The organism is Actinomadura soli (assembly GCF_005889715.1).
Classification (GTDB): domain Bacteria; phylum Actinomycetota; class Actinomycetes; order Streptosporangiales; family Streptosporangiaceae; genus Spirillospora; species Spirillospora soli.
In genome coordinates this window covers 87,016-102,751 of record NZ_VCKW01000001.1, presented here as the reverse complement: position 1 = coordinate 102,751, position 15,736 = coordinate 87,016, and the positions used below count along the sequence as shown (strand labels likewise).

The following is a 15,736-nucleotide window of genomic DNA, read 5'->3' as shown; positions in this document are numbered from 1 at the left end:
GCTCGTGGGCGTTCGTTGCTCCAACCACACCTCGGGCCGACACGGGAGACGACCATCCACGAACTCCAAGCGGTGGACCCGGGATCCGTCCTGTGCTACCCGGCGGGCTCCCTGGTCCTCGTGGCCGGCCTGCCAGGGGCCGGCAAGACGACCCTGCTCGACCGCCTGTACGGCCTGCGCGGGGACGAGACGGCCCCCGTCCCCGCGGGCGACGTCCGCGTGATCGACTCCCGCCAGGCGCGCAACTGGTGGGCGCGGTTCCTGCGCCCCCTGCCCGCCCGGCTGCGGACCCCGCTCATCCAGGCCACCCACGTGTGGCGGATCGGGCGCGCGATCCTCGCCGGCCACGGCGTCGTCGCGCACACGCGCGGCACGTGGCCGCACATCCTGCATCTCTTCGCGTGGCTGGCCCGCCGGCGCGGCCACCGGCTGCACCTCATCCTCCTCGACGTCGACCCCCACACCGCCCGCGCCGGGCAGGTGGCCCGGGGCCGCGTCGTCACCGCCGCCACCTTCGCGCGCCACTGCCGCCGCTGGTACCCGCTGGTCGACCGCGCCCGCGGCGGCGACCCGATGCCGCCCGCGGCGGGCGTCACCGTCCTCGACCGCGACGCCGCCGACCGGCTCAAGACCATCCACTTCATCTGACGCGCCCTGCCGGGCCCGGCGGCGCGGCCCCACTCGGCCGATCCGCCCGGCGACCTCCCGGATAGTGTCGTTGGACACCGAGTCGACGGGAGGCGGGAGCATGGCGCAGCAGGTACGCGGGGTCGTCGCGCCGGGCAAGGGGCAGCCGGTGCGGATCGAGACGATCAACGTCCCGGACCCCGGGCCCGGGGAGGCGGTCGTCGCGGTGCGGGCGTGCGGGGTCTGCCACACCGACCTGCACTACCGCGAGGGCGGGATCAACGACGAGTTCCCGTTCCTGCTCGGGCATGAGGCCGCCGGCGTGGTCGAGTCCGTCGGCGACGGCGTGACCGAGGTCGCGCCCGGCGACTTCGTGGTCCTGAACTGGCGGGCGGTGTGCGGCCAGTGCCGGGCCTGCCTGCGCGGACGTCCCTGGTACTGCTTCAACACGCACAACGCCGCGCAGAAGATGACGCTGCAGGACGGCACCGAGCTGTCCCCAGCGCTCGGCATCGGCGCGTTCGCCGACAAGACCCTCGTCGCCGCCGGGCAGTGCACGAAGGTCGACCCGGCGGCGAAGGCGGAGGTGGCCGGGCTGCTCGGGTGTGGCGTGATGGCGGGGCTCGGCGCGGCGATCAACACCGGCGGGGTCGGGCGGGGCGACTCGGTCGCGGTCATCGGGTGCGGCGGCGTCGGCGCGGCGGCCGTGCTCGGCGCGCGGCTGGCGGGCGCCGCGACGATCATCGCGGTCGACCTGGACGAGCGGAAGCTCACCACCGCGTCCGCGCTCGGCGCGACGCACACCGTCAACGGCAAGGACGCGGACGTCGTCGAGGCGGTCCGGGAGCTGACCGGCGGGTACGGCGCGGACGTCGTCATCGACGCGGTCGGCCGCCCGGAGACCTACGAGCAGGCGTTCTACGCCCGCGACCTCGCCGGGACGGTCGTGCTCGTGGGCGTCCCGACACCGGAGATGCGGCTGGACCTGCCCCTCCTGGACGTGTTCGGACGCGGCGGCTCGCTGAAGTCGTCCTGGTACGGCGACTGCCTGCCCTCGCGCGACTTCCCCATGCTCATCGACCTCTACCTGCAGGGACGCCTCGACCTGGACGCGTTCGTGTCCGAGACGATCCACCTGGACGCCGTCGAGGGCGCGTTCGAGAAGATGCACCACGGCGACGTGCTGCGCTCGGTGGTGGCGCTCTGATGCCGGCCCGCGTCGGCCACGTCGTCACGTCCGGGACGTTCTCGCTGGACGGCGGCACCTGGGACGTCGACAACAACGTCTGGATCGTCGGCGACGACAGCGAGGCGATCGTGATCGACGCCGCGCACGACGCCGACGCGATCGCGGCGGCGCTCGGCGGGCGGCGGCTCGTGGCGATCGTGTCCACACACGGCCACGACGACCACATCGACGCGGCGCCCGCGCTGAGGGCCCTCACCGGCGCGCCCGTCCTGCTGCACCCGGACGACCTGATGCTGTGGAAGCAGAAGCATCCGGACGCGTCTCCCGACGGCGACCTGTCCGACGGCCAGGTCATCTCGGTCGCGGGCACGGACCTGACCGTCCTGCACACGCCCGGCCACAGCCCCGGCGCGGTATGCCTGCACGCGCCCGCGCTGGGGACGGTCTTCTCCGGCGACACGCTGTTCAACGGCGGCCCGGGCGCGACGGGCCGCTCGTTCTCCGACTTCCCGACGATCATCGAGTCGATCCGCGAGCGCCTCCTGACCCTGCCCGCCGGCACCGAGGTGCGGACGGGCCACGGCGACTCCACCACCATCGGCGCGGAGGCCCCGCACCTGGACGAATGGATCGCCCGGGGCCACTGACCGGCCGCTCTATCCCGCGGTCCCGACGCCGTCACCTCGGGGAGGGTCTGGTCAGGCCGTCACGCTAGATTGACCGGTCGGTCAGTCAGGGAACGATCCATTCCGAAAGGGAACCGAGCCCGACCCAGCGGAGGTGGCCGAATGCAGAAGTTCGCGTGGCAGGACGGGGTGGCCTTCCTGGCCGGCCTCGTCGCGCTCCTGGCCCCGGAGCTGTGGGGCGACAACGCAGGTCAGCAGCCGCTCATGGTCCTCGGCGCGCTGCTCGCCATGGCGGGCCTCTACGCGCTGCTCGGCAGCGCGGGCCCGACGGCCTGGACGGCGACCGCGTTCGCACTGCTGATCTTCGTCTCGCCGTGGGCGTTCGGCTTCGACGGGTCGGACGCCGCCGCCTGGACGGCGTGGATCACGGGCGGTGTCGCTACTATCGTCGGCGTATGGGGAGCCACCCAGGCGCGCGGCGGCGAGGCCGCGGCCTGATCGAGACTCCGGGACCGCTCGGGCGTGCGGGGGGACGGTGCCGATGAACCAGCCGACGGCCGATTCCCGCACCCGCATCCTCGACGCCGCAGAGGCGCTGTTCGCCGACCGCGGCTACGAGGCCAGCTCCACCGCGCGGATCGCCGGGCACGCGAACGTCCCGAAGGGCCTGGTGTTCCACTACTTCCCGCAGAAGATCGACGTCCTGGTGGCGCTGGTCGACGAGCGGACGTTCGTCGAGGAGCTGCCGGACGGGTCGGGAGCCGCGGTCGAGGCCGTCCCCGGAGACCCGGCCGGCACGCTGTCGCGGCTGGCCCGGCGCCTGCCGCTGCACGCCTCCCCCGCGATGCGCCGCATCCTGTTCCGCGAGGCCGACACGCACAAGTCCGTCCGGGAGCGGCTCGGGCGGCTCAACTCCGAGGTGTTCCTGCGGGCGCGCCGCGCGCTGGAGCTGGCGCATCCCGGCGCCCGCGGCGACCAGGCCCGCCTGGAGGCGGCCGCCGCGACGTTCACCGCCGTGCTGATCTACCAGGAGAACCTCGCCGGGCTCACCGGCCAGCACATCGACCCCGACGCCGTCGCCGAGCTGATCGCCCGCGCCCTCGGCACCTAGCGCGCCGCTGCGGATCGGGTCGGTCAGGTGCGGATCGGGTCGAGGAGCCGGTGGGGGGAGCGCAGGATCACGCTGACCGGGTCGGTGCGGCGCCGTACGCCGGGCCCGGCGTGCACTTCCAGGTCTTCCGGGGGGACGTAGCGCTCGCAGGACGCGCACGTCCCGTCCGGTCCGACGCGGGTGCCGCACGCGATGTGGACGAAGAAGCGGGTCGGCTCGGACGACAGATGGTTCTCGGCCCAGCGGGCGAGCGAGTGGACGACGGGCCACAGGTCGCGGCCCATGTCCGTCAGGACGTAGTCGTGGCCGTCCTTGGCGAGCAGGCCGGTCTCGACGAGTGACTGCAGGCGCGCGGACAGGACGGCGCGCGGGACGTCCAGATGGACGTGGAAGTCGCTGAACCGGCGCACGCCGTAGAAGGCGTCCCGGACGATCAGCAGCGTCCAGCGCTCGCCCACGACCTCGAGGGCGCGGGCGAGGGAGCAGTCCTGCGCCGCGTAGTCCTTGCCGAGTGCCATGCGCACCACACTACCGCCCTCGTGGTTCAGTGACCGAACCGAGCCGTGCTACGGTCAAACCCGACTGGTTCAATCACTGAACTTCTGGGGATGGGATGACGACACTGGCGACGCCGCGGTCCGCGCACCGCGCGCCCGGTTTCACCGCCGCGCTGGCCGTGCCCGCCGCCGCGACGCTGCTGGCCCTGATGAACTACACGGCGCCGATGGCCGTCCTCGCCGACACGGCGCGCGGGCTCCACGCGGGCGCGACGGCCCAGATCTGGCTGATGAGCTCGATCAGCCTCGGGCTCGCGGCGGCGCTGCTTGCCGTGGGGAGCCTGGCCGACGACCACGGCCGGAAGCGCGTGTTCCTGATCGGCGCCGGGGTGCTCGCGGCGTCCAGCGTCGTCTGCGCCGTGGCGCCGGACGCGGGCGTCTTCGTCGCGGGACGGATCGTCCAGGGCGCGGCGAGCGCGGCGCTGCTGGCGACCGGGCTCGGGATCGTCGCCGCGTCGTTCGAGCCGGGACCGCGCCGGGCGCACGCCACCGGGGTCTGGGGCGCGATGCTGGGGCTCGGCATCGCGCTCGGCCCGATCGCCTCCGCCGGGCTGGCGGGGGCGGGCGGCTGGCGGCTGTGGTACTGGACGGCGGCGCTGGCGTCGGTGCTGCTCGGCGCGTCGGCGCTCGTCCTGCCCGAGTCCCGCGCCGCGAAGCCGCGCGGCCTGGACCTGCCCGGCCTGGCCACCCTGTGCCTGGGCGTGGGCGCGCTCGTCGCGGCGATCACCTGGGGGCGGGCGGGCTGGACGCGTCCGGCCGTCCTGGCGCTGTTCGCGGCGGCGGCCGTGTCGCTGTCGGCGTTCACCGCGATCGAGGCGCGGCGGCGGGAGCCGATGCTCGACCTGGGGCTGTTCCGGCGCCCCGCGTTCCTGCTGTCGATCGTCGGGGCGCTCGTCACCGGGCTCGCCGTGATCGGGGTGATGAGCTACCTGGCGACGATCATGGCGCTGGTGCTGGGGCTGTCCACGGTCGCGGCGGCGCTGGTGCTGGCGATCTGGTCGGGGCTGTCGTTCGCCGCCGCGCTGCAGGCCCGGCGGCTCCCGTCCCGCCTGCCCGCCGGGCGCCTGCTCGGCGCCGGGCTCGCGCTCAGCGCGGCGGGCGAGCTCGCGATGCTGGGGCTGGCCCCGGACGGCCACTGGTGGCGGCTCGTCCCCGGCCTGGCCGTGGCCGGGATCGGCAGCGGCCTCGCCAACGCGATGCTCGCCCGGCTCGCCGTGGAGAGCGTCCCGGCCGGCCGGGCGAGCATGGGGACCGGGGCCAACAACACCGCCCGCTACGTCGGCGCGTCCGTGGGCGTGGCGATCGTCGGAGCGATCGCGACCGGCTCGGGCACCGGGGCGTCCGACCTGGCCCACGGCACGAACGTCGCGCTGCTCGTGTCCGCCGTCGTCGCGCTCGCGGGCGCGGCTCTCGCGGTGACGATCAGGCGAGTTCCTCGATGAACGCGGCGAGCTGGGTGAGGTTGCGGCATTCGTACATGGGCACGAGCTCGCCGTAGCGCGACGCGGCCGAGTCGCCCGTGTCCCACTGGCCGCGCGGCTCGGGATTGAGCCAGTAGGCGTGCCGGGCGCGGCCCACTATGGAACGCAGGACCGGCAGCGCCAGGTCGCCGTAGTTGGAGCGGGCGTCGCCGAGGATCAGCAGGGACGTCTTGGGCGTGATCGCGTCGCGGTACTTCTCGTCGAACACCGTGATGGCGTGGCCGTAGTTGGAGCGGCCGGTGATCCAGACGAGGTCGGCCTCGGCGGCCAGCCGGGTCATCGCGTCCGCGACGTCCGTGCCCGGCGCGAAGAACCGGGTGATCTCGTCGGTGGCGTCGATGAACGCGAACGCGCGGACCCTGCTGAACTGCTCCCGCAGCGCGAACGTCAGCAGCAGCGTGAAATGCGCGAACGCCGACACCGAGTCGCTGGCGTCGCACAGCACGACCAGCTCCGGCCGGTGCGGGCGGCGTGGCCGGTGGTGCGTGTTGAGCGGCACTCCCCCGCTGGCCAGCGACGCGCGGACCGTCCGGCGGAAGTCCAGCCGCCCGCGCCTGCCGTGCCGCTGCTTCTGGACGAGCCGCGCCGCGAGCCTGCGCGCCAGCGGGTGCACCTCGCGGCGGAGCGCGGCCAGCTCGTCGCGGCGGGCGGCGGCGAAGTCGAGCCGTTCCAGCGGCGGCCGGACGGCGAGGCGCGCGGTGCGTTCGACACCGGTGTCCTCGGCGATGCGGCGCCGGGCCTCGCCCGCGACGAGGTCCTCGAACCGGGCGATGCGGTCGCGGAACGTCCGGCGGGCGACCCGCTCGGCCATGCCGCCCCGCTCCCGCCCCGCGAGGACGGCGTTGAGCAGCCGCGCCATCAGCGTCTCCGGCGACAGGGCGCGCAGCACTCCGGACGAGAACCACGACTCCTGGCCCGGTGTCCGCCCGTACTCGGCGACGGCGCGGCGGGCGAACCGCCGCAGCCCGGCGTCGTCGCCGGACAGCAGGAGGTCGGCCAGCTCGTCGCGGCGTTCCTGGACCCGCGGGTCGAGCGGCGGCGGGACGGGCCGTCCCTTGTCGTCGAGCGTCCTCGCCGGGCGGCCGGGGTCCGGTGCTCCCCCGGCGCCGTCCCCGACCGCGGCGGGGAACCACAGGTCGAACAGCGCGTCGAACGCCGGACGGTGCTGCGGCCGCTTGACGACCGTCGCGGCGTAGGCGGCGCGCAGCGCCTCGCGGTCGAGCAGGTCGACGGCCCGCATGGCGCGGACGGCGTCCAGGCCCTCGGCGACCGACACCGGCAGCCCGGCCCGCCGCAGCTCCGCGACGAACCCGGTGTGCCGGTCGATGAGCGACGCCATCAGCCGAGCCCGAGTTCCTTGACGGCGCGCTCCTGGTCGGAGACGTGCTTGAGGACGACGCCGAGCGTCCGGGCGACGGCGGACTCGTCCAGGTCGTCCAGGCCGAGCGCGAGCAGGGTGCGCGCCCAGTCGACGGTCTCGGCGATCGACGGGGGCTTCTTGATCTCCAGGTCGCGCAGCGCGCCGACGGTGCGGACGAGCCGCCCGGCCAGCTCCGCCTCGATCCCCGGCACCCGCGCGAGGACGATCTCGCGCTCCCGCTCCGGCGCCGGATAGTCCAGGTGCAGGTACAGGCAGCGGCGCTTGAGCGCCTCCGACAGCTCCCGCGCCGCGTTCGAGGTGATCACCACGTACGGGCGGCGGACGGCGCCGACCGTCCCGAGCTCGGGGATCGTGATCTGGAAGTCCGAGAGGACCTCCAGCAGCATGCCCTCCACCTCGATGTCGGCCTTGTCCGCCTCGTCGATCAGCAGGACGGTCGGGCCGGTGCGGCGGATGGCGGCCAGCAGCGGCCGTTCCAGCAGGAACTCTTCGGAGAAGATGTCGTCGTGGGTCTCCTGCCAGGCCCGGTCGGCGGGCGCGGCCTGGATCGCCAGGAGCTGCTTCTTGTAGTTGAACTCGTAGAGGGCGCGGGCCTCGTCCAGGCCCTCGTAGCACTGCAGCCGGATCAGCTCCGCGCCGGTCGCCGCCGCGACGGCCTTGGCCAGCTCGGTCTTGCCGACCCCGGCGGGCCCCTCGACGAGCAGCGGCTTGCCGAGCGCCTGCGCGAGGTACACCGTCGTGGCGATCGACTCGTCCGCGAGGTAGCGCACCCCGGCCAGCCTGCGGGCCGCGTCGGCGGGCGAGGCGAACGTTCCTTCGGTCATCCCTTGCCCTCCAGCGGATGCTTGCTACCTGCGAGGTAGCCGGTGATTCGGTCCGGGGGGTGACGCAGCGCGGGCCCGTCCTTGCCTATAACCGAATCATGACGATGCCACGACTGCCCCGCGACGACCTGACGGCGGCGATGGCGGCCCGGCGCGAGCTGGGCCCCGACTACGACGACGCCTTCATCGAGACGGTCGTGGACCGCATCGAGCAGGCCCTCGACGCGCCCCCGGACACCACCGCGAAATCCAGGTCCGGGCCACGGCTCCGTCCGGCGGCGGAGCGGCTCCGCGGCGACCGCGATCACAGCCTGGCCATGGCGGTGCTGTCGCTGGCGGCCGCGATCCCGCTGAGCGCCATCTCGGCCATCAACGCCGGCCTCCCCGGCCTGATGTTCGCCCTGGCCGCGATCGTCCTGATCAACGTCACCTACACCTTCCGGCCCCGTTAGCCCAGGGGGGCGACCCCCTGGAACCCCCGTTGCGAGCCGGTCGATCCTCACGCCACGGTGCGGGTCTTCGTGACCGTGCGGCTTGGCGACCGTAGCGCTGCGGTCGCCCGGCTCGTCGGGTCGTGCGGCCTCCGGCGCGGGGCGCCTCCGGCCGCACGACCCGTGACCCCGGCTTGGGTTCATGCGTTATTTGCCTGGTTCGGGGTCTCGGGGGAGGCCGAGGAGGCGTTCGCCGATGATGTTGAGCTGGACTTCCGTGGTGCCGCCGTAGATCGTCATCGCGCGGGAGAACAGCATGGCGCGGGCCATGATGCCGCTCTCCGCCAAGGGCACCTCGGTGGCGGCGGCGGCGCCCTGCGCGGCCCAGCAGTAGTCGGCGACGTCCTGGTTGAACTGGACGCCGAGGAGCTTGCGGACGCTTGCCTCCGCGCCCGGCTCCACGCCGTTCAGCTGCTTGAGGGTGGTGCGCAGGCCGAGCAGGTCGATCGACTGGCCCTGCGCGACGAGCGCGCCGACCTCCGGGGCGGCGACCGGGCCGACGTCCCGGCCGCGGAGGAACGCCAGCAGCTCGGGGACGCCCATGCCGAGGCCGCCGCCGGTCGACAGCGACACGCGCTCGTTGGACAGCGTGTTCCGCGCGACCTGCCAGCCCTGGTTCACCTCGCCGACGACGCGGTCGTCGGGGACGAACACGCCGTCGAGGAACACCTCGTTGAAGAGGGCGTCGCCGGTCAGCTCGCGCAGCGGACGGACGTCCACGCCCTCGGACCGCATGTCCACGAGGAAGTAGGTGATGCCGTCGTGCTTGGGCGCGCCGGGGTCGGTGCGGGCGACGCAGAAGCCCCATTCGGCGTGCTGGGCGAGCGACGTCCAGATCTTCTGGCCGGTGAGCCGCCAGCCGCCCTCGACGCGCTCGGCCTTCATCGACAGCGACGCCAGGTCGGAGCCGGCGCCGGGCTCGGAGAACAGCTGGCACCACACGATCCGGCCCTGCAGCGTCGGGCGGAGGAAGCGCTCCTTCTGCTCGTCGGTCCCGTACCGGACGATGGACGGCACCAGCCAGGCCCCGATCCCGATGTTCGGGCCCTTGACCTTGGCGGCCTTCAGCTCCTGCTGGATGAGGATCTGCTCGACCGGACCGGCCGCGCGGCCCCAGGGCCCGGGAAGGTGCGGAGCGGTCCAGCCCTCGTCGCCGAGCCTGCGGTACAGCTCGTCCTTGCCGGTGATGGCGGCCAGTTCCGCGATCTCGGCGCGGATGCGTTCGCGGAGCGGCCGGGCGTCCTCGTCGAGTTCGAGGACGACCTCGCGGCGGCCGCCGTCCAGCGCGAGCGCCGCGACCTTGGCGGCCCACTCCTTGGACGGGCCGAGCAGCGCCCGCAGCGTGGAGACGCGGCGCAGGTAGATGTGCGCGTCGTGCTCCCAGGTGAAGCCGATGCCGCCGAGGATCTGGATGGCGTCGCGGGCCGTCCGCACACCCGCGTCGGCGGCGATGACGGCGGCGACCGCGGCGGCGAACCCGGCGTCCGGGGCGTCCTCGTCCAGGGCGCGGGCGGCGTCCCAGGCGGCGGCGCGGGCCTGCTCCAGGGAGATCAGGCTGCGGGCGGCCTTGTGCTTGACGCCCTGGAACTGCCCGATCGGGCGGCCGAACTGCTCGCGGACCTTCGCGTACTCGGCGGCGGTGCTCACCAGCCGGCCGGCGAGGCCCGCGGCCTCGGCGCCGAACAGGGCCGCGGCGAGATCCCTGACGCGGGCCGTGGTGACGCCGTCCAGCACGCGGTCGGGGGCGACGGTGACGCCGTTGACCTCGACGGCGGCGACGCGGCGGGTCCGGTCGAGGCTGGCGACGGGCGTGACCGTGGCGTTGGCCGCGTCGACGGCCACCCACGTGCCGCCGTCCACGGGGAGGACGAGCACGTCGGCGAGCGCGGCGCCCAGGACCGTTCCGAACGTCCCGGACACGACGAGCGAGTCGCCGTCGCGGCGGCCGGTCAGGGCGCCGTCCAGCGCGACGGCGCCGGTCCTGGTCCCGTTGGCGAGGGCGGGCAGCAGCTCGGCGCGCGCCTTGGCGTTGCCGGACGCGTCGATCGCGGCGCTCGCCAGGACGGTCGGCAGGAACGGCCCGGGCGCGGCGGCGCGGCCCAGCTCCTCCAGGACGACCGCCAGCTCCAGGAGCCCGTAGCCCTGGCCGCCGTGCTCCTCGTCGAGATGCAGGCCGAGCAGGCCCTGGTCGGCCAGGGACCGCCAGAACCCGGGCCTGGTCTCCTCCTCGGCGTCCAGCGCGGCCCGGACCGCCGCGGCCGGGATGTTGCGCTCGGCGAAGCCGCGCACCGAATCGGCGAGCGCCTCGTGCTCCTCGGTCAGCCCGATGCCCATGCCTCGAACCCTCTCTCCGACCACTGTTGATTCTTATTCTAGAACAGGGTTCGGTCGAGTGGGGGGTGCGGCCGGGCCTAGGCGTCGCGTGTCGCGTCCGCTTCGTCCAACGGGACCGGCGCCGCCGCCTCCTTCTCGGACGGCTTGGGCCCGGCGGCGAGGCTGGCGACGGTCGTGGCGGCGAGCGTCCCGGCGATCACGGCGAGGGACAGCCAGATCGGGATCTCCGGCGCCCAGGACACGCCGTACTCGTGCATGGCGTGGAAGATCAGCTTCACGCCGATGAAGCCGAGGATGAACGCCAGCCCGTGCCCGAGGTAGACGAGCCGGTCGGTGAGCCCGCCGAGCAGGAAGTACAGCTGGACGAGCCCCATCAGCGCGAACGCGTTGGCGGTGAACACCAGGTACGGCTCGGTCGTCAGCCCGAAGATCGCGGGAATGGAGTCCACCGCGAACAGCACGTCGGTGGAGCCGATCGCGATCATGACGATGGCCATCGGGGTGATGAGCCGGCGGCCGCCCTGCCGGGTGACGAACCGGGAGCCGTCGTAGTCGTCGGACGTCGGGATGACCCGCTTCGCCCACCGCAGCAGCGCGTTCTCCTTGACCTCGTCCTCGTCGCCGCCGCGGACCATCCCGATCGCCGTCCAGAGCAGGAACGCGCCGAAGATGAAGAACACCCAGGTGAACGTGGAGATCGCCGCGGCGCCGACCGCGATGAACAGGCCGCGCAGCACCAGCGCGATCACGATTCCCGCCATCAGCACGGTGTGCTGGGCGTGCTTCGGCACCGCGAACCGGGTGAGGATCACCATGAACACGAAGAGGTTGTCGACGCTGAGGCTCTTCTCGGTGACGAACCCGCCGTAGTACTCCGCCGCGTACCGCCCGCCGGAGAACATCCAGACGCCGATGCCGAACAGCACGGCGAGGCCGATGTAGATCGCCGACCAGAACGCGGCGCGCCGGGTGGTGAACTCCCGGGTGTCATTGCGGTGGATCAGGAACAGGTCGACGGCGATGACGGCGAGGATCCCCGCGATGGTGAGACCCCACACCAAGGGTGAGACGGACAAAGACGAACACCTCCAGCGGACATGAACGAGCGCCGGAGGTCTCTCCCGCCCTGGACGAGCAACCTGGCCGTCCACCGGGCCGCGGAACCCGGGCCGGTATGGACCGGCCGTATTGACGGGAACCGTGCGCGGGGATACTCCCCTCCACTGCCCCCTATAACGCGATCTTGTCGGCCGGAGTTCCCGTCCTGGCGGATTCGTCAGATTCGGACGTCCGCAAGGTCCAGGTAGAGGGCGGCGAGCTGGTCGACGGCGTCGTCCTCGCCGGGCAGCAGGGCCGAGCGCCGCGCGGCGGCCGAGGCGAGCCGGGCGGCGAGGGCGGGGTCGTCCAGGACGCGGCTCACCGCGCGTTCCAGCGCGTCCGCGTCGCCCGGCGGGACGAGCAGCGCCGCCTCGCTCTCGGGGCCGTGCAGCAGCGGGCCGCCGGGGTCGTTCGCGGGACGCCCGCCCGCGCCGACCATGCCGGGGATGCCGCCGACCCGGGTCGCGACGAGCGGCCGTCCCGCCCGCAGGATCTCCTGGACGACCAGCGGCTGCCCCTCCCACACGCTCGGGACGACCGCCACGTCGGACGCGGCGAGCAGGCCGGGGACGTCCGAGCGGCGGCCGAGCAGCCGGACGGGCAGGTCCTCGGCCTCGACGCGGGCGCGCAGCTCGTCCTCCAGCGGGCCGTCCCCGACGATCGCGACGAGCGGCGGCGGGGTGCGGCCGGCCCAGGCGCGCGACGCGTCCAGCAGCGTCGGCAGGCCCTTCTGCTCGGCGAGCCGGCCCACCGTGACGATCAGCGGCCGCTCCCCCACGTCCAGCTCCACGCGCAGGTCGGCGCGGACGGCCGGGCCGGGCGGCGCCTGCGGCGCGGGCGCGGGGACGATCGCGTGCCCCACCGACCGGGCGCCCAGCGACCGCATCCGCTCCTCCAGGTCGGGCGACACCCCGAGGACGCGGGTCGCGCCGCGCGCCACGAGGCGTTCCAGCGCCCCGTAGACGGCGGCCGTCCGCCCGCCGGCGATGACGGCGTTGTGCAACGTGACGACCAGCGGCGGGCCGCCGCGAGAGAACCGCATCGGCCCCGGCGCGATGCGCGCGCACGCCGTCACCGCCAGGGCGCCGGCCCGCAGCCCGTGCGCGTGGACGACGTCGGCGTCGCGCAGCAGCGTCCGCAGCCGCGCCACCGCCCTCGCGTCGCTCAGCGGACGCGGCCGGTCCGCGATGTCGACCTCGGTGAAGCGGACGCCGTCGCCCGCGAACCCGAACAGCTCCTCGGTCGACGCGGGCCCGCACACCAGGACGCGGGCGCCGCGCCCGGCGAGGCGCCGCGCGACGGACCGGGCGTGCTTGCCGACACCGCCCGCGACGGTCCCGAGGACGATCGCGACGCGCAGCCCGTCCAGTTCCCTCGTGTCAGCCATGACGCGTGATCCTCCGGCTCAGGACGGCCCGCAGATCACGGCCGTCGACCACGAATGCGACGATCAGGAAGACGGCGGCGGCGGCGAGCGCGGCGAGCATACCGGTCCCGGCGTTGCGGAGCTCGCCGCCCGCGCCGGTCCCGCCCGTACCGAGCAGCGCGGCGACCGCGTAGCCGGCCGCGCCGCCCGCGGCGCCGCCCGCCAGCCCGGCCGCGAGCGCACGGGGTATCCCCGCGACGGACGCGGCCCCCCGGACGCGCAGGAGCGCTCCCAGCAGCAGCGCGCCCGCGACGGTCATCCCGGCCGCGTTGCCGGCGCCGAGGGCCGCCACCACCCAGTGCCGGTCGGCCGACAGGACGAGCGCGACGTCCGCGACCATCACCACCAGCCAGCCCGTGACGACCGCCGCCGCGCCCATCCGGCCCCGGTGGCAGGCGAACAGCACGCGCCCGAGATGCGCGACGAGGCCGTAGCCGAGCAGTCCAGGCGCGAACGCGAGCACCGCGCGGGAGAGCACGTCCTGCTGGTCGGGGTGGCCGGGGTTGAACACCGCGCCGATCGGCACGGCGACGGCGGCCAGCGCCGCCGCCCCGGCGCACGACACCAGGATCACCGCGCGGGTGGTGGACGCGGTGACCTGGTCGAACCTCTCCTGCTCCGCGGCGCTCATCCGCGCGGACAGCATCGGGAACGCGCTGGTCGCGATCGGCACGGCGAGGATCGCCCACGGCAGCAGGTAGATCGCCCACGCGTACTGGTAGTTGGCGAGCGCGCCGCCCGTCCCCTCGTAGCTGAGCCGGACGACCAGCAGCGCCGAGAGCTGCTGCGCCGCGACGGTCGCGAGCCCGGCGAGCGCGAGCCGCCGCACGCGCCGCGCGACGCCGTCCGGGAAGCGCAGCGTCGGGCGCAGCCGGAGTCTCAGCCGCCACGCCGCGATCCCGGCGGTGACGGCCATCGCGACGCCGCCGAGCGCCGTCCCGATCGACAGGGTCAGCTCCGCGTCCAGCGGCAGGCCCGCCAGGTCGTTCTCGTGGCCGCGGCCGAGCGGCGCGTACACGGCGTACGCGGCGATCACCACGAGGCTCGACATCAGCGGCGCCAGCGCGGGCGCGACGAACCGGCGGTGCGACTGCAGCAGCCCGTACAGGACGACCGCCATCCCGTACATCACCATCTGCGCCGACATGATCGCGAGCATGGTGGACCCGACGTCCACGATCTGGTTCCGGGAGCAGCCCTTCAGGTCGCCGCCGACCAGCAGCTCCATGATCGGACGGGAGCCGAGCGCCATCAGCGCCGACAGCGGCACCATCAGCACGACGATCCAGGTCAGCAGCGCCGACCCGATCCGGCGGACCTCCTCGCGGTCGCCGCGCTCGGCCGGGCCCGCCAGGACCGGCACGACCATGCTGGCGAGCGCGCCGCCCGCGACGATCTCGTAGACGATGCTGGGGAACTGCGTCGAGGTGAAGTACGCCTGGCTGAGGCACGACGTGGTGACCGTCTGCGAGAAGGCGTAGGTGCGCCCGAACCCGGCGAGCCGGGCCAGGACGGTGATGACCGCGATGACCACGGCCGCTCCGGCGAGGCCGCCGGTCAGGCGGCGCAGCACAGGGGACACGGTCGTCGGTGGCTCACTCGTCGGGGTCGGGGGGCGGCACGGCTACGCGGGGTCGGCGGCGACGCCGTCACCCGCCGGGCGGAACGCGTCGTCCGGCTTCTCCGCCTCCCCGGCGGGGGGCGGGACGTGCGCGGCGGCAGGCCGGCGGCCGAGCATGTCGATGCGGTTCAGCACCGGGTTGCCCGCGATGACCTTGGTGAAGCTGACGAACTCGCTGGCCGCGTTCAGCCCGGCGAGCCCGGCCAGGACGGCGAGACGGGGCCCGCGCCCGAGCCGGGTGGCCGACAGGCCGAGCAGCGCGCCGAGCGCGTTGGCGCCGGTGTCGCCGAGCATCGCGCGCTCGCCGAGGTCCTCGGGCAGGAGCGCGGCGGCGGCGCCGAGCGGCGCCGCCACGACCGCCGACCCGGACTTGGTCAGCGCCAGCGGCGCGCCGGTGATCAGGCCGACCTTGACGGCGCGCCCGGGACGCAGGTCGAACAGGTTCATCAGGTTCGCGGCCCCGGCGATGATCGCGCCGTTGAGGAGGGCGTCGAAGGCGCGTCCCGTCCGGGACGGGGCGGGCGACCCGGCGATCGCGGCGGCGGCGAGGCCGGTCGCGCCGATGCCGAGGATCTTGACGGCGCCGCTGGTGACCTCGCCGCGCGCGAGGGCGGCGAGATGACCCTTGAAGCCGCGGGACGAGGCGGACCCCGCGATGTCGTCGTACCCGCCGAGCAGCGCGGACCCGGTTCCCGCGAGCAGCGCGGCCGCGCGCATGCGGCCCGCGACGCCGGGCGCGAGGAGCCCGGCGGCGGTGGCGCCGGCAACGACAGCGGGCCCCTCCAGCAGCGTGACCGGCTCGCCTCGGTGGTTGGTGCGGCCCCACACCTCGTCGCCAGGCAGCCCGTTCAGGCCGGGGGGGCGCCGCGTCAGCGCGGCGTAGGCGGCTCGCGCGGCGACGGCGCCGAGGCCCGCCCCCGCCAGCAGCCGCGCCGTTCTCGCCGCGCCGGAGGTGCTGCGTCGCTTCATG

15 protein-coding genes are annotated in these 15,736 nt (G+C 74.5%); 7 read left to right on the top strand and 8 right to left on the bottom strand.

The window, feature by feature from the left end:
• Positions 1–72 precede the first annotated feature (72 nt).
• The 5 genes from ETD83_RS00510 (at position 73) to ETD83_RS00490 (ending at position 3,553) form a co-directional block, all read left to right on the top strand.
• The gene (locus ETD83_RS00510; protein ID WP_171063952.1) at positions 73–648 is read left to right on the top strand and encodes an AAA family ATPase; all 576 of its coding nucleotides are present in this window, start codon (positions 73–75) and stop codon (positions 646–648) included.
• A 100-nt stretch (positions 649–748) separates the two neighbouring features.
• The gene (locus tag ETD83_RS00505; RefSeq protein ID WP_138643024.1) at positions 749–1,834 is read left to right on the top strand and encodes an S-(hydroxymethyl)mycothiol dehydrogenase; all 1,086 of its coding nucleotides are present in this window, start codon (positions 749–751) and stop codon (positions 1,832–1,834) included.
• A complete protein-coding gene (locus tag ETD83_RS00500) occupies positions 1,831–2,463 on the top strand; it encodes an MBL fold metallo-hydrolase (protein WP_230420607.1) in 633 nt (210 codons plus the stop codon). Before ETD83_RS00505 ends, ETD83_RS00500 begins: the two co-directional genes overlap by 4 nt.
• Before the next feature lie 141 nt (positions 2,464–2,604).
• Positions 2,605–2,940 carry an SPW repeat protein gene (locus ETD83_RS00495; RefSeq protein WP_131962309.1) on the top strand — a complete coding sequence of 112 codons (336 nt, stop codon included), beginning with the start codon at positions 2,605–2,607 and terminating at the stop codon, positions 2,938–2,940.
• A gap of 43 nt (positions 2,941–2,983) precedes the next feature.
• On the top strand, positions 2,984–3,553 hold the full coding sequence (locus ETD83_RS00490; RefSeq protein ID WP_138643022.1) for a TetR/AcrR family transcriptional regulator: 570 nt from the start codon (positions 2,984–2,986) through the stop codon (positions 3,551–3,553).
• Between the two features lie 23 nt (positions 3,554–3,576).
• On the opposite strand, the gene ETD83_RS00485 is transcribed toward ETD83_RS00490, so the two are convergent.
• Complete coding sequence (locus ETD83_RS00485) at positions 3,577–4,071, bottom strand: winged helix-turn-helix transcriptional regulator (RefSeq protein WP_138643021.1); 495 nt, start codon at positions 4,069–4,071, stop codon at positions 3,577–3,579.
• 95 nt (positions 4,072–4,166) lie between these two features.
• Here ETD83_RS00485 and ETD83_RS00480 point away from each other — a divergent pair, with 95 nt between their 5' ends.
• Positions 4,167–5,552: an MFS transporter gene (locus tag ETD83_RS00480; RefSeq protein ID WP_138643020.1), complete on the top strand. Its 1,386-nt coding sequence runs from the start codon at positions 4,167–4,169 to the stop codon at positions 5,550–5,552.
• On the opposite strand, the gene ETD83_RS00475 is transcribed toward ETD83_RS00480, so the two are convergent.
• Entirely contained in the window at positions 5,533–6,930 is a 1,398-nt protein-coding gene (locus ETD83_RS00475; RefSeq protein ID WP_138643019.1) for a vWA domain-containing protein, read from the bottom strand. The two genes, ETD83_RS00480 and ETD83_RS00475, sit on opposite strands and share 20 nt — an antisense overlap.
• Positions 6,930–7,796 carry an AAA family ATPase gene (locus ETD83_RS00470; protein ID WP_138643018.1) on the bottom strand — a complete coding sequence of 289 codons (867 nt, stop codon included), beginning with the start codon at positions 7,794–7,796 and terminating at the stop codon, positions 6,930–6,932. Before ETD83_RS00470 ends, ETD83_RS00475 begins: the two co-directional genes overlap by 1 nt.
• A 98-nt stretch (positions 7,797–7,894) precedes the next feature.
• Here ETD83_RS00470 and ETD83_RS00465 point away from each other — a divergent pair, with 98 nt between their 5' ends.
• Entirely contained in the window at positions 7,895–8,248 is a 354-nt protein-coding gene (locus ETD83_RS00465) for a hypothetical protein (RefSeq protein ID WP_138643017.1), read from the top strand.
• Between the two features lie 186 nt (positions 8,249–8,434).
• Here ETD83_RS00465 and ETD83_RS00460 read toward each other — a convergent pair whose 3' ends face one another.
• From ETD83_RS00460 to ETD83_RS00440, 5 genes are all read right to left on the bottom strand, one after another.
• On the bottom strand, positions 8,435–10,621 hold the full coding sequence (locus ETD83_RS00460) for an acyl-CoA dehydrogenase (RefSeq protein ID WP_138643015.1): 2,187 nt from the start codon (positions 10,619–10,621) through the stop codon (positions 8,435–8,437).
• Positions 10,622–10,698: 77 nt separating this feature from the next.
• A complete protein-coding gene (locus ETD83_RS00455; protein ID WP_138643014.1) occupies positions 10,699–11,697 on the bottom strand; it encodes a TerC family protein in 999 nt (332 codons plus the stop codon).
• Between the two features lie 200 nt (positions 11,698–11,897).
• Positions 11,898–13,106: a glycosyltransferase gene (locus ETD83_RS00450; protein ID WP_171063951.1), complete on the bottom strand. Its 1,209-nt coding sequence runs from the start codon at positions 13,104–13,106 to the stop codon at positions 11,898–11,900.
• Positions 13,099–14,727 carry a murein biosynthesis integral membrane protein MurJ gene (murJ, locus tag ETD83_RS00445; protein WP_138643013.1) on the bottom strand — a complete coding sequence of 543 codons (1,629 nt, stop codon included), beginning with the start codon at positions 14,725–14,727 and terminating at the stop codon, positions 13,099–13,101. The genes ETD83_RS00450 and murJ overlap by 8 nt, the downstream gene beginning before the upstream one ends.
• 42 nt (positions 14,728–14,769) lie before the next feature.
• Entirely contained in the window at positions 14,770–15,735 is a 966-nt protein-coding gene (locus tag ETD83_RS00440) for a hypothetical protein (protein WP_138643012.1), read from the bottom strand.
• Between the last annotated feature and the right edge of the window lies 1 nt (position 15,736).

What these genes read in the sequence shown, in the direction of transcription:
- ETD83_RS00505 (WP_138643024.1), top strand. Translation starts at nt 749, where the DNA reads ATGGCGCAGCAGGTACGCGGGGTCGTCGCGCCGGGCAAGGGGCAGCCG.
- ETD83_RS00495 (WP_131962309.1), top strand. Translation starts at nt 2,605, where the DNA reads ATGCAGAAGTTCGCGTGGCAGGACGGGGTGGCCTTCCTGGCCGGCCTC.
- ETD83_RS00490 (WP_138643022.1), top strand. Translation starts at nt 2,984, where the DNA reads ATGAACCAGCCGACGGCCGATTCCCGCACCCGCATCCTCGACGCCGCA.
- ETD83_RS00485 (WP_138643021.1), bottom strand. Translation starts at nt 4,071, where the DNA reads ATGGCACTCGGCAAGGACTACGCGGCGCAGGACTGCTCCCTCGCCCGC.
- ETD83_RS00480 (WP_138643020.1), top strand. Translation starts at nt 4,167, where the DNA reads ATGACGACACTGGCGACGCCGCGGTCCGCGCACCGCGCGCCCGGTTTC.
- ETD83_RS00475 (WP_138643019.1), bottom strand. Translation starts at nt 6,930, where the DNA reads ATGGCGTCGCTCATCGACCGGCACACCGGGTTCGTCGCGGAGCTGCGG.
- ETD83_RS00470 (WP_138643018.1), bottom strand. Translation starts at nt 7,796, where the DNA reads ATGACCGAAGGAACGTTCGCCTCGCCCGCCGACGCGGCCCGCAGGCTG.
- ETD83_RS00465 (WP_138643017.1), top strand. Translation starts at nt 7,895, where the DNA reads ATGACGATGCCACGACTGCCCCGCGACGACCTGACGGCGGCGATGGCG.
- ETD83_RS00460 (WP_138643015.1), bottom strand. Translation starts at nt 10,621, where the DNA reads ATGGGCATCGGGCTGACCGAGGAGCACGAGGCGCTCGCCGATTCGGTG.
- ETD83_RS00450 (WP_171063951.1), bottom strand. Translation starts at nt 13,106, where the DNA reads ATGGCTGACACGAGGGAACTGGACGGGCTGCGCGTCGCGATCGTCCTC.
- ETD83_RS00440 (WP_138643012.1), bottom strand. Translation starts at nt 15,735, where the DNA reads ATGAAGCGACGCAGCACCTCCGGCGCGGCGAGAACGGCGCGGCTGCTG.